Annotated in this window: 18 protein-coding genes; 15 read left to right on the plus strand and 3 right to left on the minus strand. The window is 68.8% G+C overall.

What is annotated here, in order from left to right:
- Positions 1-183 precede the first annotated feature (183 nt).
- Positions 184-555: an STAS domain-containing protein gene (locus ACWIGI_RS33420; protein ID WP_454207161.1), complete on the plus strand. Its 372-nt coding sequence runs from the start codon at positions 184-186 to the stop codon at positions 553-555.
- Between the two features lie 54 nt (positions 556-609).
- On the opposite strand, the gene ACWIGI_RS33425 is transcribed toward ACWIGI_RS33420, so the two are convergent.
- Entirely contained in the window at positions 610-2,064 is a 1,455-nt protein-coding gene (locus ACWIGI_RS33425; protein ID WP_454207162.1) for an aldehyde dehydrogenase family protein, read from the minus strand.
- Positions 2,065-3,080: 1,016 nt separating this feature from the next.
- Between ACWIGI_RS33425 and ACWIGI_RS33430 the strand changes: the two genes are divergently transcribed.
- The 14 genes from ACWIGI_RS33430 to ACWIGI_RS33495 all read left to right on the plus strand — a co-directional run bounded on the left by ACWIGI_RS33430 (position 3,081) and on the right by ACWIGI_RS33495 (position 20,309).
- Positions 3,081-4,145 (plus strand): 3-oxoacyl-ACP synthase III family protein, encoded by a 1,065-nt coding sequence (locus ACWIGI_RS33430; protein ID WP_454207164.1) that lies wholly within the window; start codon positions 3,081-3,083, stop codon positions 4,143-4,145.
- Between the two features lie 104 nt (positions 4,146-4,249).
- Positions 4,250-5,137: a UbiA family prenyltransferase gene (locus ACWIGI_RS33435; RefSeq protein WP_454207165.1), complete on the plus strand. Its 888-nt coding sequence runs from the start codon at positions 4,250-4,252 to the stop codon at positions 5,135-5,137.
- Positions 5,134-6,933: an FAD/NAD(P)-binding protein gene (locus ACWIGI_RS33440; protein WP_454207166.1), complete on the plus strand. Its 1,800-nt coding sequence runs from the start codon at positions 5,134-5,136 to the stop codon at positions 6,931-6,933. Before ACWIGI_RS33435 ends, ACWIGI_RS33440 begins: the two co-directional genes overlap by 4 nt.
- Positions 6,930-8,513 (plus strand): AMP-binding protein, encoded by a 1,584-nt coding sequence (locus tag ACWIGI_RS33445; RefSeq protein ID WP_454207168.1) that lies wholly within the window; start codon positions 6,930-6,932, stop codon positions 8,511-8,513. Before ACWIGI_RS33440 ends, ACWIGI_RS33445 begins: the two co-directional genes overlap by 4 nt.
- Positions 8,514-8,543: 30 nt before the next feature.
- On the plus strand, positions 8,544-10,136 hold the full coding sequence (locus ACWIGI_RS33450; RefSeq protein ID WP_454207170.1) for an MFS transporter: 1,593 nt from the start codon (positions 8,544-8,546) through the stop codon (positions 10,134-10,136).
- Positions 10,133-11,644 carry an isopentenyl-diphosphate Delta-isomerase gene (gene idi / locus ACWIGI_RS33455; protein WP_454207172.1) on the plus strand — a complete coding sequence of 504 codons (1,512 nt, stop codon included), beginning with the start codon at positions 10,133-10,135 and terminating at the stop codon, positions 11,642-11,644. The genes ACWIGI_RS33450 and idi overlap by 4 nt, the downstream gene beginning before the upstream one ends.
- A complete protein-coding gene (locus tag ACWIGI_RS33460) occupies positions 11,641-12,720 on the plus strand; it encodes a polyprenyl synthetase family protein (protein WP_454207174.1) in 1,080 nt (359 codons plus the stop codon). Before idi ends, ACWIGI_RS33460 begins: the two co-directional genes overlap by 4 nt.
- A gap of 23 nt (positions 12,721-12,743) precedes the next feature.
- Positions 12,744-13,802, plus strand: a complete 1,059-nt coding sequence (locus ACWIGI_RS33465; RefSeq protein ID WP_454207176.1) for a hydroxymethylglutaryl-CoA reductase — start codon at positions 12,744-12,746, stop codon at positions 13,800-13,802.
- Entirely contained in the window at positions 13,799-14,974 is a 1,176-nt protein-coding gene (locus ACWIGI_RS33470; protein WP_454207178.1) for a hydroxymethylglutaryl-CoA synthase, read from the plus strand. The genes ACWIGI_RS33465 and ACWIGI_RS33470 overlap by 4 nt, the downstream gene beginning before the upstream one ends.
- Positions 14,971-15,930, plus strand: a complete 960-nt coding sequence (gene mvk / locus ACWIGI_RS33475; protein WP_454207180.1) for a mevalonate kinase — start codon at positions 14,971-14,973, stop codon at positions 15,928-15,930. Before ACWIGI_RS33470 ends, mvk begins: the two co-directional genes overlap by 4 nt.
- Entirely contained in the window at positions 15,927-16,913 is a 987-nt protein-coding gene (gene mvaD / locus ACWIGI_RS33480; protein ID WP_454207182.1) for a diphosphomevalonate decarboxylase, read from the plus strand. Before mvk ends, mvaD begins: the two co-directional genes overlap by 4 nt.
- Positions 16,910-17,977, plus strand: a complete 1,068-nt coding sequence (locus ACWIGI_RS33485) for a phosphomevalonate kinase (protein ID WP_454207183.1) — start codon at positions 16,910-16,912, stop codon at positions 17,975-17,977. Before mvaD ends, ACWIGI_RS33485 begins: the two co-directional genes overlap by 4 nt.
- 143 nt (positions 17,978-18,120) lie before the next feature.
- A complete protein-coding gene (locus tag ACWIGI_RS33490) occupies positions 18,121-19,674 on the plus strand; it encodes an LVIVD repeat-containing protein (RefSeq protein WP_454207185.1) in 1,554 nt (517 codons plus the stop codon).
- The gene (locus tag ACWIGI_RS33495) at positions 19,671-20,309 is read left to right on the plus strand and encodes a DUF305 domain-containing protein (protein WP_454207187.1); all 639 of its coding nucleotides are present in this window, start codon (positions 19,671-19,673) and stop codon (positions 20,307-20,309) included. Before ACWIGI_RS33490 ends, ACWIGI_RS33495 begins: the two co-directional genes overlap by 4 nt.
- 61 nt (positions 20,310-20,370) lie before the next feature.
- On the opposite strand, the gene ACWIGI_RS33500 is transcribed toward ACWIGI_RS33495, so the two are convergent.
- Together ACWIGI_RS33500 and ACWIGI_RS33505 are read right to left on the minus strand one after the other, a co-directional pair.
- The gene (locus ACWIGI_RS33500; RefSeq protein WP_454207189.1) at positions 20,371-20,775 is read right to left on the minus strand and encodes a type II toxin-antitoxin system VapC family toxin; all 405 of its coding nucleotides are present in this window, start codon (positions 20,773-20,775) and stop codon (positions 20,371-20,373) included.
- 509 nt (positions 20,776-21,284) lie between these two features.
- Complete coding sequence (locus ACWIGI_RS33505; RefSeq protein ID WP_454207191.1) at positions 21,285-21,416, minus strand: hypothetical protein; 132 nt, start codon at positions 21,414-21,416, stop codon at positions 21,285-21,287.
- Positions 21,417-21,517 lie beyond the last annotated feature (101 nt).

Below are 21,517 nucleotides of genomic sequence, written 5' to 3' on the forward strand. Positions count from 1 at the left end.
ACCGTGACTGTCGGGACGATCGTGAACACGGTTATCGCCCAGGTCGTTTCGGCCTCGGAGCCAACGCCGGTCCGGGTCAGGATTCGAACGTGTAGCAAGCCGTGACCGGGGAATCGCGTACTGGCGAGTGGGTTTGTGCGCTGTCCGCGTGAAGGCGAGGTCCGCGCGGCGAGGAGAGACGTTATGAGCCAGGAGAATTCGACCCAGCTGCTGCGGGTGCAGGTCCTGACCGAGGGGCCGGTTCCGATCGTGGTCGCCGCCGGCGAGGTGGATGTGCTGTCCGTACCCCTGCTCGACGACGCGTTGCGGCGAGCACTGGACGAGGACCCGCCGACGATCATGGTGGATCTGACGAGGGTCGTCTTCCTGGACTCGTCCGGGCTCGCCGTCCTCGCCCGCGCCGCACAGTCCTGTGCCGGCCCGCCGTGGGTGGTGCCCTCGCCGCAGGCGCGCCGCCCGATCGAGGTCACCGGGATGACCGTGATGCTGAGGTTGTTCGACAGCCTGGCTCAGGCGCTGGCCGTGTACGCCGAACAGGACCGGGGCTCGCGGTGAGCTACCGGTCCGACGCCGGGTGCGGGCCCAAGAGACCCTCGGACCCGCGCGGACTCAGAGCTGGGCCCAGACCGACTTGGTCTTGAGGTATCCGTCGAGCCCCTCTTTACCGAACTCGTGGCCCCAGCCGGACTGCTTGTAGCCGCCGAACGGCACATCGTGGTCGAAGATCAACTGGCAGTTGATCTGCACGCTGCCGGCCTGCAGCCGTTTGACCAGCCGGTGACCACGGCTGATGTCGTTGGTCCAAACCGTGCCCGCGAGTCCGTAGCTGGTGTCGTTCGCCATCGCGATGGCCTCGTCCTCGTCGTCGAACGGGATGATCGAGACGACGGGGCCGAAGATCTCCTCGCGGTAGAGCCGCATGCCGGGATCGACATTGGTGAGCACCGTCGGGTGGACGAAGTACCCCTTGCGGTCCAGTCGATGTCCGCCGGTCACGACCTCGGCGCCGCCGCGCTTGCCCTCGTCGATGTAGCCCAGGACGCGGTCGAGCTGCTTGGCGCTGATGAGCGGTCCGCTCATGACGCCCTCTTCGCTCGGGCCGCCGTACTTCATGAAGTTCGCGACCCCGGCGATGCCCTCGACCACCCGGTCGTACACCCCGCGCTGCACGAAGATTCGGGAACCACAGACGCATCCCTGCCCGGAGTGCACGAAAATGCCCATCGCCGCGCCGAAGATGGCCTTGTCCAGGTCGGCGTCGTCGAAGATCAGCACCGGCGACTTGCCGCCGAGCTCCAGCATCACCTTCTTCAGGTTGCCCGCCGACGCCTGCACGATCATCTTGCCGACCTCGGTGGACCCGGTGAAGGCGACCTTCTCGACGTCGGGATGCGCGCTGATCGCCGCGCCCGCGGTGTGCCCGTACCCGGTGATGAGGTTGACCACGCCTTCCGGGACGCCGGCCTCGTGGATCAGGCGGTCGAGCAGCAGCGCCGAAAGCGGAGTCTCCTCAGCGGGTTTCACCAGACTGCTGCAGCCCGCGGCGAGCGCGGGCGCGATCTTGGCGCAGGCGTTGAAGATGGGCCCGTTCCACGGGAAGATCAGCCCGACGACGCCGTAGGGCTCCTTCAGGGTGTAGGCGTGCAGGTCGACGTAACTGTCCGTCGCGATGCCGGTGGTCCGCACGTCGTACGCGGTGCCGTTGATCTTGGAACACCACCCGGCGTAGTACCGGAAGAACTCCGCGCAGGTCGGAACGACCATCTCGGACTGCAGCTTCATCATGCCGGTGTTGGCGGAGTCGATCGCGGCGAACTCGGCGGCGTGCTCGTCGATGAGATCGGCGATGCGCCACATGATTCTGGCCCGCTCGCGCCCCGGCAGCCCCGCCCAGACCCCCGCCTCGAACGACGCCCTGGCCCGCGCGACCGCCTCGTCGACCCCGTCCGCCCCGCAGTCGGTGAACTCGGTGATCTGCTCCTCGGTCACCGGGTCGATGATCGGGATGACATCCCCGGAACCCGGCCGCTTCCGGATCTCGTCCAGAACCGCCTGCACCGTCATCACTGACCCCTCTCGTCGTGCCGCGGCGCTCGACCGCGCCGGTGTGCTGCCCCCCAATCTGCACTGCGTTCCCAGGAACGTCAAGGCTCATTCGCGTAATGAGAGAATGTAATTCTCATCCCGAGACCTGTTCGTGCACTCGGTGTCTCGCTCGGGTTCCGCGTGCGGCGGCCGGTACCCGCTCGAACTGCGACCTGTTCTCTGCGCGGAGGCTCGTCGGCTCTCCCGCGGCAGGACCCGTCGGTGAACTCTCGGGGCCGACCTGATCTGCGGAATCGGACTCTTGTCTGCGCCCCGGGACCTGGCGTCCGTGGGTGGTGTTGTGGCGGTGGGCTGAGCAGGCTTCGGGTCAGGCCCAAACCTGCTCCCTCCCTGTCGATTCGCGAATCGTTCGGAATTGCCCTTCTGTGAGACGTGGGCTGTTCGCGGACCTTGGCCTCGGATATGGCGTGTCGGAGGGCTACGCGGAGTCGGGCCGAACGGTGGGGATCCGGTGAATGTTCGTCCGTGTCGCTTGTGATCGTTGCCATGTCGTCGTCGTGGACACACTCGCGGAATGTGCTCTGCCATCCGGGGTTTCGGCTGCAGTAACCCGGGGTCGCGTTGTGTGGAATCGAGCGCATGTGACCCGTCGGTAACCACATGTGTAGTGCGACAAGCGTTTTCATGTCGTTTGTAGAAATGTGTCTGGCGTGGTGTCCATAGCGATGAGAAGATGAGCTCTAAAACCTCTCATTGCTCCATAGGCCTGTCAAACCGATGACGTAGCGGGCATTTTGCGCGCGAATGACCGTTAACAAGAACCTTGCACGGCCGCCCGGCATCTGCCAGGATCTGCTGCGGGTAAAGCACCGGCAGGGGTCGACGGGGACGCGGTCGTGTGCGAATTCGAAATAACTTGTAAGTCCTCGGGCGGGTGATCGTCGTGTTGCGGCGGCGGGTCGGTGCACGGGGATATCACGTCAGCGCTGTCGTGACACATGTGCTGTTTCGCGGAACCAGGGGATGGCTGCTGCATGCGAAAAACTTCCGACAACTCGTCCGAGACCGACTGCCACTGCGGGTGCGCGCTCGCCGACCCGGGGATTCCCGATCAGCGCCGCCGTGCCGCGGCGGCCGTGCTCGGCACCGGGGCGTACCTGCCCGAGCGGGTGGTCACCAACGCCGAGGTCGCGGCGGGAGCCGGGGTCGATCCCGGCTGGATCACCGAGCGCACCGGGATCGGGGAGCGTCGGTGGGCCGAATCCGGTGAGGCGACTTCGGATTTGGCGACGATCGCGGCGCGGCGGGCGCTGGCCGCGGCCGGTATAGAGCCGCGCGAGCTCTCGGCGATCGTGGTCTCGACCTCGACCCCGGACACTCCGCAGCCGCCCACCGCGGCGTACGTGCAGCACAACCTGGGCGCGGACGGGGCCTGGGCGTTCGACGTGAACGCGGTGTGCAGTGGATTCGTCTTCGCCCTGCACACGGCGGAATCGGTGATCGCACGCTCGGGCGGCTACGCGCTCGTCATCGGCGCCGACGTGTACTCGCGAATCCTGAACCCCGCCGATCGCCGCACGGTGGTGCTGTTCGGTGACGGCGCCGGTGCCGTGGTGCTGGGTCCCGCGTCGGGACACAGCGGCATTCTGCACACCTCACTGCATACGTTCGGTGCGCTCTCCGGCCTGATCCGCGTGCCCGCGGGTGGCAGCCGAGAGCCGTATCGTCCGTCCGAAAACGACACCGGCAGACACTATTTCGCCATGGAGGGCGGTGCGGTTCGGGAATTCGTGACCGAACGCCTGCCCGGGCTGGTGAAGCAATTCCTGTGCGACGCAGCCCACGATCCCGCCGACGTCGATCATCTCATCACCCATCAGGCCAACGGCGTCATGCTCGACCAGGTGGTGCCGCAGCTCGGCCTGGTGAACGCCACCGAACACCGCACGCTCGAAGAATTCGGAAACACCGGGTCGGCGTCGATTCCGATCACGCTCGATTTCGCGACTCGCACAGCTGAATTGAAGCGCGGCGACAAGATCCTGCTGACCGGATTCGGCGGCGGGATGGCCGCCGGCCTGGCCCTGCTCGAATGGTAGATCCGGTCGATACGAAAGTCCTGGTTCGAAACACAATGGTAGATTTGCAAACTCGCCGGACAGGCTTCTCCGCGAAACTCATCGGCTACGCGCGATTGTCCAAAATGGACGCATACCACCAGTTCTACGGCTGGCTGCTCGCGGTTCTCCTGCTCCGCGCCGACACGACACTGACCGGCCGTGAGACCCTCGCCCTCGGCTTGGTCCTGGTGACCCTGCTCGGAATCAAGTGCGCGACCTGCGCGGCCGACGACATCATCGGCTTCCGCAACGGCGGCGACGCCATGAACTATCAGACCGAGGAATACCGCCCGCCGCGCCGAAAGCCCCTACTCACCGGGGTTCTCTCCGAACGCGAGGCCGTCGTCTTCACCACGATCAGCGCCTGCGTCGGGCTGGCGTTCGGCGTCGCCGCGCTCTGGGCGCTGGACTGGCGCGCCCCGATCGGCGCGGTGGTGCTGTTCATCCTGATGTCTGTCTTCGCCGTCCAGTATTCGGCCGGTGTGAAGTTCAGCTACCACCCCGGCGGTCTCGAATTCGTCGTGTTCTTCGTCTCGGCCTGCACGGTACTTGTGCCGTATTGGCTTGTGGCGCACACGATCAGCGCGACAGCACTCACCCTCGGCCTGCTGATGGGCATGTGGCTGGTGCTCGTCGTGTCGTACGCGAACATCCCGGACCGCGAAGGCGACGCCGCGGTCGGCAGGCGCACCATCGCCGTCCTGGTCACCCCGCGCGCCTTCAATGTCTTCCTCACCGCGCAGTGTGTGGTGACGATCGGGCTCACGCTGCTGCCGTTCGTTCGCGGCCCGCTCGACACCGTGACGGTGCTGTGTGTCGTGCCCGTGCTGGTCATGAACGTCATCCAGTTCTATTTCGGGGTACTGCGCGGCCAAGCCCTGCGCGCCCGGATGATCGGGTTCTTCGCGATCGACGTCGGCAGCATCGGATTCGCCGCCGCCATCGTGCTGTCCTCGGGGAGCGCGCTGTGATCACCGACGCGCCGCCGGAGTTCGCGGCGCCCCACCCCGACTCGGCGCGGTCGGTGGCCATCGTCGGCGGCGGTCCGCGCGGGGTGTCCGTGCTGGAACGCCTGCTCGTGCACGCCGCGAGCGCACCCCTGACGATCGACCTGTACGACCGGGACGAACCGGGCAGCGGGCGCGTGTGGAATCCCCGGCAGAGCCCGCACCTGCTGATGAACACCCCCTCCGGCGAGGTCACCATCTTTTCCGGACCTCTCGACGGCGGACCCGCCCGGGCAGGCGCGGGCCCCTCGCTCGCGGAGTGGTCGACCGCGACCGGCCGGCCCGAATACGCCGGTTACGAAACCCGACGCCAGTACGGGCACTACCTACACTTCGCGGTCCGGGCGATGCTCGACAACGCGCACGCGAACACCCGCGTCCGACTGATCACCAACACCGTGCTCGAAGTTCACTCGGGCGCAGACAATTTCACGGTTCGCACGCACGACGGCAGCGCCGACTACGACGCCGTCGTGCTGGCCACCGGCCACCCCGGCGACTCCGCCGCCGATCTGCCCCTGGACCGGATCGGCGCGGACGCCACCGTCGCCGCGATCGGTATGGGCCTGGGGTTCCACGACGTGGTCGCGCTGCTCACCCAGGCCCGCGGCGGCAGATTCGCCGAATCGGCAACCGGCGAACTCGAATACATCGCCAGCGGCGCCGAACCGCGCATCGTCGGTCTGTCCCGTTCCGGGCTGCCGATCCTGGCTCGCGGACGCAACGAGAAGTCGCCGAGCTTCTCGTTCACCCCGCGCCTGTGCACGGTCGCCAGAATGCTCGACCTGCGCACGTCCGGTCAGCTGGACTTCTACCGCGACGTGCACCCGTGGGTCATGGCCGAGGTCGCGGCGACCTACTGCCGCACCCAGATCGCGGCTCGATCGGCGTCGGCGGCCGCGAGCTTCCTCGACGAGGTCGGCCTGCTGACCGCCGCCCTCGATCCGCACGCCGCGGTCCTGGAACTGGGCAGGGCACACGGAGCCGACACCGACCTGCCCGCATTGGAAGCGATGGCACGCCCGTTCACCGGCCGCCGATTCGCCTCCGGCCTCGAGTGGTCCACCGCGGTGTCCGATCTGCTGCGAGCCGACCTGCGAGAAGCCCAGCAGGGCAACGTCTCCAACCCGGTCAAGGCCGCCCTGGACACCCTGCGCGACCTGCGCCCGTCGATCCGCGCGGCCGTGAACGCGGGTGGGCTCACCCCCGTCAGTCACGAGCGTGACTTCCTGGGCCGATTCGCACCGGTGTACTCGATACTCGCCGCTGGCCCCCCTGCACGGCGGAACCTGGAACTGCTGGCTCTGCTGCGCGCCGGCGTACTGCGCATCGCGGGACCCGGTGCCAGGCTCATCGACGACGGCGGGTCGGTGGTGTCGCCCGCGGTTCCGGGCTCGATCCCGGTCGACACCGTAATCGACACGCGGATAACGCAATTCCGTCTGGACGCGGGCACGAACCATCTCGATCGGCAACTGCTCGCGGACGGGCTCGTGCGCCGCTACCGGCATGCCGGGGCCACCGGCGCGGTCGACACCGGCGCCTGCGAGACGAGCCTCGACACCGGTGAAGCCATTGGCCGGGACGGCAGCCCGGTGGCCGGACTGTTCGTGATCGGCATCCCCACCGAACGGCACCGCTGGTTCACACAGATCGGCAACGGCCGCCCGGGCGTCACGTCCGAGTTCTCCGCCGACGCCGACCGGATCGCCCGCCACTGCCTCCAAAGTATTTCCGCGACAAGGGAGTTGGTTCGATGACACGCGGTCGCGAGTGGCACGCGGAACGCGCGCTGGCCGACACCGAGGAGTTCGGCCGCGCCCGCGACTTCCTGATGAACAACTATCACGACCCGAGTGCCGCGGCCCGGTTCCACTGGCCGCGGGCGTCGCTGTTCAATTGGGCGCTGGATTGGTTCGACCATGTCGCCGACGGCAATTCCGATATCGCCGTCGCGGGAGCCGACCTCGGCGGGCGGTGGCGCGAGATCACCTACGACGAGCTGAGCTATGCCTCCGACGGCGTCGCGCACCGGCTGCGCGCGCGCGGGGTCCGCCCCGGTGATCGAGTCGTCATCGAATCGGACAGCGTGTGCGAGCTGTGGGCCGCGCTGATCGGGATTCTCAAATGCGGTGCGGTGTGCGTACCGATCCACTTCGGCCTGCACCCCGAACAATTCGCGATCAGGCTCGCCGGCGCGGTCCCCGCCGCACTGGTGACCTCGGCCCCGGAACGGGTGCGCAGCGGTGTCCGGACGGTGGACCTGGCGGACCTGGTCGCCTGGGACGATCGCGTCGAATTCGACCCGGGTCCCCGCCGCGGCGCGGACCTGGCCGCGTTCGGCTGCTTCACCTCCGGGACGACCGGTGCACCGAAACTCGCGCTGCACAGCCACCGCACCCACGGGATCGGACACCTGTCGAGTCTGTTCTGGTCGCAGCTCGGCCCCGGCCGCCGCCACCTCAACATCAGCAGCCCGGGCTGGGCCAAGTTCTTCTGGAGTTCGCTGCTGGTCCCGCTGACGGCGGGCGCGACCGTGGTGGTCTGGCCCGCACGCAAGTCCGCGGCCGATGTCCGCGCGTTCGCCGAGGCCGCGGCCGTGGACTCGATGTGCGCCCCGGCGGTGGTGCTGCGGAATCTGGATACCGGACAGCCCCGGCCCCCGCGCCTGACCGAGATCACCTCGGTCGGGGAAAGCCTCGACCAGCGCACGCGCGAACGCGTCGCGCGTGACTGGGAGATCGGCGTGCGCGTCGGCTTCGGCCAGACCGAGGCGACCGCGATTCTCGGCGAATTCCCCGGCAGCCCCGGCAGATTCGAGGTGCTTCCCGGGTACGAGGTGCGTCTTCATCAGACGCCGGACGCCCCGGCCCGGCAGCTGCAGTTCCGGTCCTTCTCGGGTGGATCGTTCCTGGGATACGACAGGCAGGGCGAACTGCTGCCGCCGGTCCTGGACGCGGCGGGCTGGCAGTGGACGGGTGACTACGCCGACGGCTCGCTCACCGACGGTTCGATCCGCCTGCTTGGCCGCGGTGACGAGGTGTACAAGTCCAACGGCCACCTGGTGTCGCCGTTCCGCATCGAGGCGATCCTCGAGGGACATCCGCTGGTCGCCGAGGCGGCCGTGACGCCGGTTCCCGATCCGGACGCCGGGTTCGCCTCCCATGCCTTCATCGTGCTCGCCGAACCGGCCCCCACCGCCGCGCTCGACGCGATCCGGACGTGGGTCAACAGCCGTCTCGAACCCGAGGTCGCGCTGCGATCGGTCTACTCCGTCCCCGCGCTGCCGCGATCGGTCAACGGCAAGGTTCAGCGAAAACTGCTGGGCGCCACCACATAACAGCACTACCCCCGGTTGGAAGGGTGAACGATGGTTCTCTCCCGCGAGCGCGCGGCGACCGACGACAGCAGCCGCGCGGTGCGCTGGCTCGCGGTCGTCGCACTGTGTTTGACCGAGCTACTGGTCTTCATGGACAACACGATCGTCAATGTCGCGCTCCCGTCGATTGCCACGCAATTGGACGCGAACAACGCCGGCCTGCAATGGGTCGTGGACATGTACACGCTGATCTTCGCCGGCTTCCTGCTCACCGGCGGCTACCTCGGTGACCGGTTCGGACGCCGCCGCCTCCTGGTGATCGGCGTCGTCGGCTTCACGATCACCTCCGGACTCGGCGCCCTCGCCGGATCGCTGGGCGAGCTGATCCTGGCCCGCGCGGGCATGGGATTGTTCGCCGCGCTGGTGTTTCCGGCGACCCTGGCCATCGTTGTGGTGCTCTTCGACGACGCCAAGGAACGGGCGATCGCGGTGGCCGCCTGGTCCGCCGTCGCCGGTATCGCGATCGCGATCGGGCCGGTACTGGGCGGCTGGCTGCTCGAGCACTTCTCGTGGGGTTCGGTCTTCTGGATCAATATCCCGGCCGGCGTGCTCGCACTGATCCTGGTGGGAATTCTGGTGCCGAACAGCAAGAATCCCGAGATCGGCCGGTTCGATCTGATCGGTGTTCTGCTCTCGACCGCCGGGGTGGTGCTGCTGGTCTACAGCGTCATCGAGGCGCCGCACCGGGGCTGGCTCTCACCGTGGACGGTGGGCGGCATCCTGGTCGCGCTCGGCATCCTGGCCGCCTTCGTGATCGCCGAACTGCGCAACGACCACGCGCTGTTCGAGGTGCGCCTGTTCGCCGACGGTCAGTTCGCCGCCGCCGCACTGCTGCTGGCCATGGGGTTCTTCAGCCTCATGGGCTTCTGCTTCCTGGTCACCCAGTATTTCCAAGGCGTACAAGAGTTCTCGCCCCTGGAGACGGGACTGCGCACCCTGCCCTTCGCCGTGGTCATGGCGGTGCTGGCGGGTCCCGGCATGTACCTGGCGTCCAAGCTCGGTTCGGGCCGCACCGCCGCGCTCGGCTCGCTGGTCATGGCGGTCGGCTTCTGGCTGACCATCCGCTACGAGACCGACACCCCGTACTGGAGCGTCATCTTCGTGGCCATGACGACCATGGCGGCCGGGCTGTCGCTGATCACCGGCCCGGCGACGCTCATCGTGCTCAGCAATCTGTCTACCGGACAGGCCGGCGCCGGATCGGCGGTGAACGACACCAGCCGCGAGGTCGGCGGCACGCTCGGTGTGGCGGTGCTCGGATCCATTCTGGCCTCGGTGTATTCGAGCCGGATCGGCGACGGCCTGGCCGAGCTGCGGCTGCCCGAAGCCGCCGAGGCCGCGAGCCGCGACTCCGTGATAGCCGGTGTGCAGGCGGCCCAGCAGCTACCGCCGCCGGTCGGCGAAAAGGTGAGCGAGATCGTCAAGGGCGCGTTCCTGGACGGCTTCCACGCCGCCTCCTGGGTGGCCGTCGGCGTCTCCGCCGTCGCGGCCGTCGCGGGCTGGTGGGTATTCGAACGAATCGGAAAATCGGGCACCGGGGACACGGTGGCCGCTCGGAGCACGGAAAAGGTTGCAGAATCGTGAGCGCCGGAACCCTCATCGACACCCACGTCCAAGTCCGCCTCGTCGACGAGTTCGGCGCGGATACCGTTGTGGCCGACAAGATTCACGCACACAGCGCGGACGGGCAACGCCATCGGGCGTTCTCGACCTTCCTGTTCACCCCCGACGGCCGCCTGATCCTGCAGCAGCGCGCGGCCGTGAAGTACCACTGGCCCGGGGTCTGGTCGAACTCCTGCTGCGGGCATCCCGCGTCCCGCGAGACCGCGATCGCGGACGCGCGGGTGCGGATCCAGGAGGAACTGGGGGTCCTCGTCGGTGAGCTGCGCGAGGCCGCCGTCGTTGAATACCGCTTCCGCGATCCCGATACCGGGCTGACCGAATGGGAGGTCAACCATGTGCTGTTCGGCATCACCGCGGCACAGCCCGACCCCGACCCGGCCGAGGTCGGCGCGGTGCGATTCGTGGACGCGGCCGAACTGGCCGAAATCATGCGCGAACTCGGGGTATCGGCCTGGTTCGGCAGCGTCTTCGGCCCGCTGGTGACCAGCGCCGAATTCGCCTCGACCGCCCTCGCGCCGCACTGGGACCGGTGGACGCGCCGGGTGCGCGCCACCGATCCCGCCGAGTTCGTGGCGGAGGTGGACCGGGTGATCGCCGACCAACTCGACGACGCCCGCTGGGCCGACATCCCCTACGCCGATTCCCCGGTCAGCCCGGCCGCACTGGCCCGGCGCCTGCACGCGGCCGGGGGCAAGAAGATGCGACCGCTGCTGGTCCTGCACGGCATGCTGCTGGTCGGCGCGGACACCGACGAGCTGCGGCGCGCGGTGCCGGTGGCGGCGGCGGTCGAGCTGCTGCACCTGTTCGGCCTGCTGCAGGACGACGTGATGGACAACGCCATGCTGCGTCGCGGCCGGTCGACCGCCACCGTCCACGTGCTCGAACACCGCGGTGAAGGGACCGAGGATCCGGCCGCGCGCCGGCACGGTGACGCTCTGGCCGTCCTGGCGGGCGACCTCTGCGCCGCCGCGGCGGCCGAGCTGGTCGGCGCCGAACACGCTGCCCTGCGCACACTCTGGGCGGAATTGTCGCAGGAACTGGTGGTCGCGCAGTACGCCGACGTCACCGCCGCGGCGGTCGCCGAAAGCGATCCCGCGATCTTGCGCCGCATCGCCAACTACAAATCCGGGCGTTACTCGATCTACCTGCCGCTGGCGCTGGGCGTGCTGCTGGCCCGCGCCGACACCGAGCTCACCGCGTTCGTGCACGCGTGCGAGGAACTCGGGGTGGCCTTCCAGCTCGCCGACGATCTCCGCGATCACCTGGGACCGGAGATCAGCGGCAAGGACCGGCACCTCGATGTGGGCAACGGCCGCACCACCTACGCCGATGTGGTCGCCGAACCCGACGCGGTCCGCGCGGTGATCGCGTCCTCGATCGAGAGCGGCCTGGGACGCCTGCGCGAGATCGGCTGCGACGCCCACCGTGTCAACGAGCTGCACCAGCTGCTGACAAAGGTCACCGCGTGAGCGCGCCGTCGATCGACGCCGCCGTGGACCTGCCCGGGGCGATCGAGTCGGTGCTCGATCGATTCCTGTGCGAGCGAACGGAATTCGTGCGCGCGATCCATCCCGGGGCGGCCCGCGCGGCCGAGGTGATTCGGGCCTTCGTGCTCGGCGGCGGGAAACGCACCAGGCCCACGTTCGCGGTGACCGGCTGGCACGGTGCCGCCCCGGCTGGTTCGGCGGTCGGCGCGGCGGTGATACAGGCTTGTGCGGCAGTGGAATTGGTGCACGCCAACGCCCTCATCCACGACGACATCATCGACCGGTCCGACACCCGTCGCGGCGCTCCGGCGGTGCATCGCCAGTTCGCGAACCGGCACACCGCGGCCGGATTCGCCGGGGACGCCGCGCACTACGGCACCGCGATGGGCATTCTGCTCGGTGATCTCGCCCTCGCCTGGGCCGACGACATGTTCTATTCCGCGGCCCTGGACCCCGCGGCCCTGGGCCGGGCCGCACCGGTATGGGCGGCCATGCGCACCGAGGTGCTGACCGGCCAGCTGCTCGACATCGAAGCCGAGGTCGCCGGGGACGAGAGCGTCGGGGCCGCGCTGCTGGTGAACCGCTACAAGACCGCCGCCTACACCATCGAACGTCCCCTGCACCTCGGCGCCGCGCTGGCCGGAGCCGACGCCGAACTGATCACGGCCTACCGCGAATTCGGCGCCAAGATCGGCCTCGCGTTCCAGCTCCGCGACGACCTCCTGGGGGTGTTCGGGGATGCGCGGACCACGGGCAAACCGTCCGGGGACGATCTGCGGTCCGGGAAACGGACCGTGCTGGTCGCGACCGCCCTGCAGCGAGCCGATCCCGCTGCCGCGCAACAGCTTCGATCGGCGCTCGGCACCGACCTGTCCGACGCCGACGTCGACCGACTGCGGGCCCTGATCCACGCCACCGGCGCGTCCGGCGAGGTCGAGCGCCGGATCGAGGAACTGACCGAACAGGCCGTCGAGACCCTGGCCGCGAGCAGCGCCACCGAACAGGCCCGAAACGACCTGCGCGCCATGGCCTACGCCGCCGTGCGCCGCGACCGGTGACACCCGAACCAGAAGAGGACCACGTGAATCCGATACAAGAAGTCGCGCCCGTGCCGCTGCGCTGGGTCGGGCCGCTGGCCCTGTCCGGCAACGCGGTCACCGGCACCGTCGAGGTGCCGCTGGCCACCTACGAATCACCGCTGTGGCCGTCTGTCGCCCGCGGCGCGAAGGTATCGCGCCTGTGTGAGCGGGGAATCGCCGTCACCGTCGTCGACGAGCGGATGACCCGCTCGGTGCTGCTGCAGGCGCCGGACGCGCAGACCGCGGTGGACGCGGTCCGCCGGCTCGCCGAGGACAGGATCGAACTCGAGGCGGTGGTCGCGGCCCGCAGCCGCTTCGCACGGCTGCTGGACGTGCGCCACCAGATCGTCGGCGACCTGCTGTTCCTGCGCTTCGAATTCGCCACCGGGGACGCCTCGGGCCACAACATGGCCACCCTCGCCTCGGACGCGCTGCTGGAGTACATCCTCACCGTGCTGCCCGCGCTGCGCTACGGCTCGGTGTCGGGCAACTACTGCACCGACAAGAAGGCCACGGCGGTCAACGGCATCCTGGGCCGCGGCAAGAACGTCGTCGCCGAGATCCTGGTCCCGGCCGACATCGTCGAGTCGACCCTGCACACCACCGCCGCCGACATCGCCGAACTCAACGTGCGCAAGAACCTGATCGGCACCACCCTGGCCGGCGGGATCCGTTCCGCCAACGCGCATTACGCCAACATGCTGCTGGCACTGTATCTCGCGACCGGGCAGGACGCGGCGAACATCGTCGAAGGCTCGCAGGGCATCACCCACGCCGAGGATCGCGATGGCGCGCTGTACTTCTCGTGCACGCTGCCGAACGTGATCGTCGGCACCGTCGGCAACGGCAAGGGCCTGGATTTCGTGGAGGCCAATCTGACCCGGATGGGCTGCCGGGCCCCGGCCGAGCCCGGCGTGAACTCGCGCCGCCTGGCCGCCATCGTCGCGGCCACCGTGCTGTGCGGCGAGTTGTCGCTGATGGCGGCGCAGACCAATCCCGGCGAGCTGATGCGCTCGCACATTCGTTTCGAACGTTCGCAGGAACAGGTGGGCAGGGTATGACCGCACGGATCGGTATTCACGACATCGCCTTCGCGACCGGGCATTACGCCATGGATCTCGCGGAGCTGGCCGCCGCGCACGGGGTCGAGGTGAACAAGTACCGGATCGGCCTGGGGCAGGATATCCAGACCGTCGTCGCACCCGACGAGGACATCGTGACCCTGGCGGCGACCGCCGCCCGGCAGCTCATCGAGCGGCACGGCACCGAGGGCATCCACACGATCCTGCTGGCCACCGAGTCCGGCATCGACGCCTCCAAAGCCGCCGCGGTGTACGTGCAGGACCTGCTCGGTCTGCCCGCCGCGGTCCGGGCGGTCGAGGTGAAGCAGGCCTGCTACGGCGGAACCGCCGCACTGCAATTCGCGGCCGCGCTGGTGGCCCGCGACCCGAGCCGGCGGGTGCTGGTGATCGCCTCCGACATCGCGGCCTACGACCTGGACTCGGCGGGCGAATCCACCCAGGGCGCTGCGGCGGTCGCCCTGCTGGTGGCCGCCGATCCCGCCATCGCTGTGCTCGACCCGGTCTCGGGGCTGTACACGGCGAACGTGATGGACTTCTGGCGGCCCAACTACCGAGCGACACCGCGCGTGGACGGAAAGCTCTCCATCAGCGTGTATCTGGACGCGGTGGAGCACGCGTGGAAGGATTACGAGGCGCAGGGCGGGCACGCGTACGCCGAGTTCGCCGCCTTCTGCTACCACCAGCCCTTCACCCGTATGGCCTACAAGGCGCACACCCGGCTGCTCGAAATCAACGGTCGCGTAGCGACTTCGGAGGTCGTGGCCGCCGATCTGGCCGACACCACCCACTACAACCGGGTGATCGGAAACAGCTACACCGCCTCGTTGTACCTGGGTTGGCTGTCACTGCTCGACCACGCCGCGGACCTGACCGGCAAGCCCGTCGCCATGCTCAGCTACGGGTCCGGCTGCGTGTCCGAATTCTTCTCTCTCACAGCTGTTCCCGGGTACCGCGACCACCTGCGCGGACCGGCCAACCGTGCCGCGCTCACCGCCCGCGAACCCATCGACTACGCGCGGTATCGCGCACTGCGCGAGGCGGCCCGGACCGGGTCGGACGGTGATGTCGAGTTCGACGCGGTCACCGCCGGCGCGTTCCGCTTCGCCGCCGTGGTCGATGACAAACGCGACTACCGCGCGCTCGCCCGATGAGCCGGATCGGTCACGGGGCCGCGCACGCCAAGGTGATTCTGTTCGGCGAGCACGTGGTCCTCTACGGCAATCCCGCTATCGCGCTGCCGGTTCCGGAACTGACGGCGACCGCGGCGGCCCGGCACCGGCGGGGCCCGGTGCGCATCGACTTCACCGGAGCGGGGCCGTCGGCCACCGCCGGCCGGATGTCGATGTCGAAGCTGGACGCGTGGACCATCCCACGGCTGGCGGTGTCGGTGACCTGCGAACACCTCGGGGTGCCGGTCGAGGCCCTGGGCATCGAACTGCACAGCGAGATTCCGGTGGGACGTGGGCTGGGATCCAGCGCCGCGCTGGCCGGGGCCGTCATCGAAGCGGTGGCGGATCTGCACGAGGTGGTGCTGAGCACCGATCAACACTACGAGTTGATCCAGCGCTGTGAGAGTTTCGCGCACGGCAGGGCCAGCGGGATCGACGCCCGCACCGTCACCCACCGGGCGGGGCCGCTGTGGTTCCACGCCGGCAACGTGCGCCCGCTCGCGGTGGCCCACGACGCGGACATGGTGCTCACGGTGGTGGACACCGGCGTGCTGGCGAGCACCCACCAGGCGGTCGAGCTGGTCCGGGATCGGATGGCCGCCCTCGGCGGTGATCGGACCGAGGCGCTGCTCGCGCGGGCTTGGGCCCTGACCGTGTCGGCCGTCGAGCAGCTCGCCGACGGATGGGGCCCGGCGCTGGGCGCCGGGATGACCGAGAATCACGCGATCCTGCGTGAATTCGGGGTGAGCAGCGGTCCGATCGAGGAGATCGTCACCGCGGCACTGGATGTGGGTGCCTGGGGCGCGAAACTGTCCGGCGGCGGATTGGGCGGCTGTGTCCTGGTCGCCGGGCCGGAGGTCGTCACCGACAAGCTGACCCCGGCACTGTCCGGCACCTCGGCGACCGTGGTGACCACCATCGTTCCGGGGCGGGCATGAGTACGGCGACGGCGACCGCGCATCCGAACATCGCGCTGATCAAATACTGGGGCAAACGCGATGAGGCCCTGCATCTTCCGACGACCAGCAGCCTGTCGATGACCTTGGACATCTACCGCACCACCACCACGGTCACGGTGGCGGACTACGTGAGCGATGAGGTGTGGCTCGGGGACACCCGGGCGCCGATCGCCTTCGGCGACCGGGTGTCCCGGTTCCTGGACGTGGTGCGAGCACGGGCCGACGACGGTCGGCGCGCGCGGATCATCACCGTCAACACGGTTCCCCTGGGTGCGGGCCTGGCCTCGTCGGCGGCGGGGTTCGCCGCACTGGCCGTCGCGGCGGCCGGTGCATATGGACTCGACCTGGACCGGCGAGCGCTGACCCGGCTTGCGCGTCGCGGCTCCGGCAGTGCGTCGCGGTCGATACACGGCGGTTTCGTGCAGTGGCACCGCGGCATCGGCGACGGCGCCGCGGGTGACGAGTCCAGTTTCGCCGAACCGGTGGACGCGAGCGCCCTGGATCCCGCGCTGGTGGTGGCCGTGGTCAGCGCCGCGGAGAAGCCCATCTCGAGCGGAGAAGCCATGCGGCGCACCATGCGCACGTCCCCGTTCTATCTGCCCTGGGTGCGGTCCGCGGAGGAGGATCTCGCCCAGATGCGAGCCGCGATCGGCGTCGGTGACCTGCGCGGGGTCGGTGAGATCGCCGAGCGTAACGCACTGGGCATGCACGCGAGCATGCTCGGAGCGCGCCCGGCGGTGCGCTACTTCGCACCGGGGTCGCTACGGGTGCTGGACCGGATCGTGGAACTGCGGGCCGAGGGAGTCGCGGCCTACGCCACCATGGACGCCGGACCCAACGTGAAGGTGCTGTGCGAACGGTCCGACGCCGCGCGGGTCGCGGCGGCGCTCGCCGACATCGCCGGGGTCGGCGAGGTGGTTCGGGCCGGGCCCGGGCCGGCGGCGGCGGTGGTGACCGAATGATCGAGGTCCGTGTTCCCGGCAAGCTCTACATCGCGGGGGAGTACGCGGTGCTCGAGCCCGGTGGGTCGGCCGTGCTGGTCGGGGTCGACCGGTTCCTCACCGCGCGGCTCGCGCCACGGGCGGACGACCGGGTCACGGTGACCAGCGGCGTCACCGACGGACGCGCGGTGGAGATTACCGACGGCCATCCGGATCCGCGGCTCGCACAGGTGCTCGCCGCCGTTCGGGTAGCACGGCGGTTGGCGGTCGAAAGCGGCTGTCGCGAAGGCGGTTTCGACCTCGTGATCGAGTCCGAACTGGACGACGTGATCTCCGGGGCCAAATACGGTCTGGGATCCTCCGGCGCGGTCACCGTCGCCGTCGTCGGCGCACTCGTCGAGTTCTACGGTGTGACACTGGACGCCGAGGAGCGACTGAAACTCGCTCTGCTGGCGTCGATGTCGGTCGACCCACGCGGGTCCGGCGGCGATGTGGCGGCCTCCCTGCTCGGCGGCTGGGTCGCGTACACCGCGCCCGACCGCACGCGGGTGTGCGAACTACTCGCCGCCGGAACCGAGATCTCGGCACTGATCGCCCAGCCCTGGCCGCACCTGCGGGCGACACCGCTCCCGCCGCCCCGCGATCTGCGATTGCTGGTCGGGTGGACGCGATCGCCGGTCAGCACTCGGGATCTGGTGGCGCACTTCGATTCCCGAACCCGCGCGGCCGCTGATTCGCACCGGCGTTTCGTCGCCGAGAGTAATGCCGCCGTAGCCGCCATCGCCGCCGCCCTGCGCTCGGGGACGGACACCGCGGTGGACGAACAGGTGAACCGGGCCGGTGAGAACCTGCGCCGTCACGCCGACGCCCTGGGGCTGGCGATGGAAACCCCGGCGCTGGCGGCGCTGCGTGCCCTCGCCCGGGATCTCGGCATCGCCGCCAAGACGTCCGGCGCGGGTGGGGGAGACTGCGGAATCGCCCTCACGCCACCCGCCCTCGTCGACGCTCTGTCCACCGCGTGGCGCGCCGCGGATATTCATCCACTCGATCTGGCTGTCACACAGCCGGTTCGACTCGGGGAGTGATGACGACAGCTCCACGACTTCTGGCACCGAGGCGTTAGCCCGAACCGGCGAACCTGTTGACGCGCGGCAGTGTGATCGGCATCATGTCCCAGACATGTCTACTGTTGCATCAACGGTGCAGCTGCGAGTCCGAGGAAGCCATGATGAGTACCTCCACCGCGCTGCGCGCCGCCGTCGTCGCCATCACGGGTGCGGTGCTGTCGACCGTGCTGGCCGGGACCGCGTCCTACGGCCTGGCCGATAGCCAAGCCCTGCCCGGTATCTCGCGCTCGACGGCGGCAAAGGCGACGTGCGGCCCGGGCTCGGCTCCGGAGCCGGGACTACAGGGCGACGTCCCGGCGGCGGATCGGGACAACGGGCGCAGTACCGAGGGATATCACTGCAACATCAGCCGCATCGGTCAGTTCGACGGCCACGGTGGCGGCGTCGTCTCGGGCGCCTTCGATTCGTGCGTCTACATCGGCAGCTTCTTTCCCGGCAGCCTGTCCGGCCCCGCCGTCGGCGTGCAGGTCCTGGACGTCTCCGATCCCACCCGGCCGCAGTTGGCGGGCGCGCTGACCGAACCGGCCATGCTCGCCGGAACCTGGGAAACCTTGAAGATCCACCCGGACCGGAAGCTGCTCGCCGCCGCCGGAGCTCCGTTCCTCACCGGCGCGGGCCTGTTGTCGATCTACGACCTCACCGACTGCCGCAACCCCCGACTGCTCAACACCGGCCCGGGCAGCGATGTGTCGCAGCCGCTTCCGATCACCGCCCACGAGGCCGGCTTCTCACCCGACGGCAACACGCTCTGGACGTCGGGGACCGCGCCCGGGCTGGTGAGCGCGGTGGACATCACCGATCCGGCTCGGCCCCACGTCATCTGGCAGGGCTTGCCCGGACTGTCCATGCACGGCATGGGGTTCAACGACGACGGCACCCGGCTGTACCTGACCAACAACATGGGCGGGATGACGGTGCTGGACACCACGGCCGTGCAGAATCGCATGCCCGAACCGGTGGTGCCGATCGTGTCGGAAACGACCTGGACGGACGGCTGGGCGACCCAGCACGCCATTCCCGTGCGCTACGGCGATACGCCCTACCTGTTCGTCCCCGACGAAGCCGGTTCGGGCGGAGTGAAACTCATCGACATCTCCGACGACCGCCGCCCCCGGATAGCGAACTCGATCAAGCTCGAGATCAACCTGCCCGAGAACCTCGACACCGCACTGGCGTCGAGCATGGGCGGATCGATCTTCGCCTACGACCCGCACTACTGCAGCGCGGACCGCGCACAGGATCCGACCGCGCTGGCGTGCGCGTGGTTCGGTTCGGGAATTCGCGTGTTCGATGTCCGAGATCCCTTCCAGGTCAAGGAGATCGCCTACTACAACCCGCCCGCCCGCAAGAACGACAACGCCGATCTGACCAACTCCCCACACAAGCTCATATCCGTGATCGGCGCGCCGATCCTCAGCGCCGGATCGATCATGCAGGCGTTGAACAGCGGCGACTTCGACCCGGGTGAAGCGCTGAGCTCACGCTCGGGCCAATTGGTGAACGGTGATCTGTCGACCGACTGGTGCAGCTCACCGCCCCACTGGCACGGTCGCCAGCTGTGGGTCAGCTGCAACGACAACACCTATTCCACACTCGAACTCGACGCGGCCGTCTACACCCCACCCGCCGATCAACGCACCACCATCGGCTCATGATCACTCGCCTGTGGGCCGCGGTGGCCTGCGTGGGCGTGGCGGCGCTGATGTTCACCCTGGGCGCCGCGACCCGCCCGCTCCTGGTCGCCGATTCACCGGATCGGGCCCCCGTGCTCACCTCGATCGAAATCGGCTTCGCCCAGGACATGCTCGCCCACCACACCCAAGCCCTGATCATGGTGTCCCGACTCGATCCGGGCGCGGATCCGACCGTGCTGGGCCTGGCACGCCGGCTCGAAGACGCCCAGCGCGGCGAGATCGGCCAGATGCAGGGCTGGCTGCGCCTGGCGGGAGCGTCCCTGGTCAACCCGGATCCGATGGCGTGGATGCACGAGGCCGCACCCGCCGCCGATCACCACACCGTCGCCGAACCACAACAGCAGCCGTCCGCGACGATGCCGGGTATGGCGACCCAAGCGGACCTCGACGCCCTGTCCGCCGCCCGCGGTCGCGACGCGAGTGTGCTGTTCCTGCAACTGATGCGCCGCCACCACCTCGGCGGTGTCGCGATGGCCCAGGCCGCTGATCAACTGATCACGGGCGGTGTCGTGAAACAGGCCGCCCGCGACATGGGGAGCAGCCAAGGGCAGGAGATCGGCCTGATGGGCCTGCTGCTGTCGTCGGTGCAGAGCTGAGCGGGCGGCGCGGGACGGGAAGCTCTGCGCATGTAGCGGGTGGCATGCCTCGCCGTCGGTCCTAGCCGCGGGCGAGCAGCTGCTGCAGCCCGGCGACAGGGACGGATTGCGCGGCCAGAGCAGCGAACTCGGCGTCCACCGTCACCAGCGCGTCGGCCTGCAGCCGCGTGATCGCCAGGTATTCGGCGGGTCCGAGCGTGTCCCAATCGTGCTGGCGAGCGAGTTTCCACGCGGTGCGGCGCGAGACCCGGTCACCGAGCAGTCGCATCTTCAGTTCGGTGATGCGCTCATGAGCGGCGAGCGCCGCGTCCTCGTCGCGTACGCCCGCCCGCACTTCCCGCAGCAGCAACTGCATCACCTCGGACCGGATCGAGTTCGGCGCCACCAGCTGGTGACCCGGATCCACCTGCGCCTCGGTATCGACCAGGTGCAGCAGGGTGACGGCGTCGATCACGTAGCGAGCCATGGCAACACCCTAGCCAGACCGTCCGTGTTTGCCTTGCCCACCGACAAGGCGAACACGATTCGCACCCGAGCGATGGGATCCCGGCCTGGACCACCTCGAATCCTGACGCCGTGTCGGAAGACCTTAGAAGCGGACATTCGCGACGACTTCTGGTGTGGGTGTTTGAGCGTCGGCGGCGTGGACATTCTGATGCCTGGGGACGCTGCCCGATCAGGGGCCCGTTGCCATCGGCTGACACGTTCGTATGCCCAAGCGGGCGTTCAGCACTGGCCGCGACGGCAGGTCGTCGGATACCGGTACCTGGCGGGAGAACCCAACCTCTCGAATCTCCCGTCAGGTACCGACCACGACTACGGTGCGGCCGGATCAGCCGAGGTCGCGGGGCGCGGTGTGCTGCGATTGCTCGGGTCGCTCGGCGACGTCACCGGCCCGCGGTCGTCGACATCACTCGCCCGCGTTCGTCGCGGCGAGTGCGGGCGGGCCGGGACGGGTGGGGGTCTCGGGCGTGTTCAGTACGCGAGGCAGCAGTAGTGGTCATCGTCATCGGAGATCGTCCAGGAGTGAGTAGTCCGGTCGGGCTGAACATCGGAATTCGATTTCTCGGGCGGGGTGCGCTCGATTTCGAGCGTAGTCGTGGTCATGTCGGATGGACTCCTCTCGCAGACTGGTCGAACGGGCATCGGGTGGGCACGGCCCGAACATGTGGGCCGTGCCCACCCGATGCGGTGAGTGGATCAAACAG

It is taken from the genome of Nocardia sp. NPDC055321 (assembly GCF_053645575.1).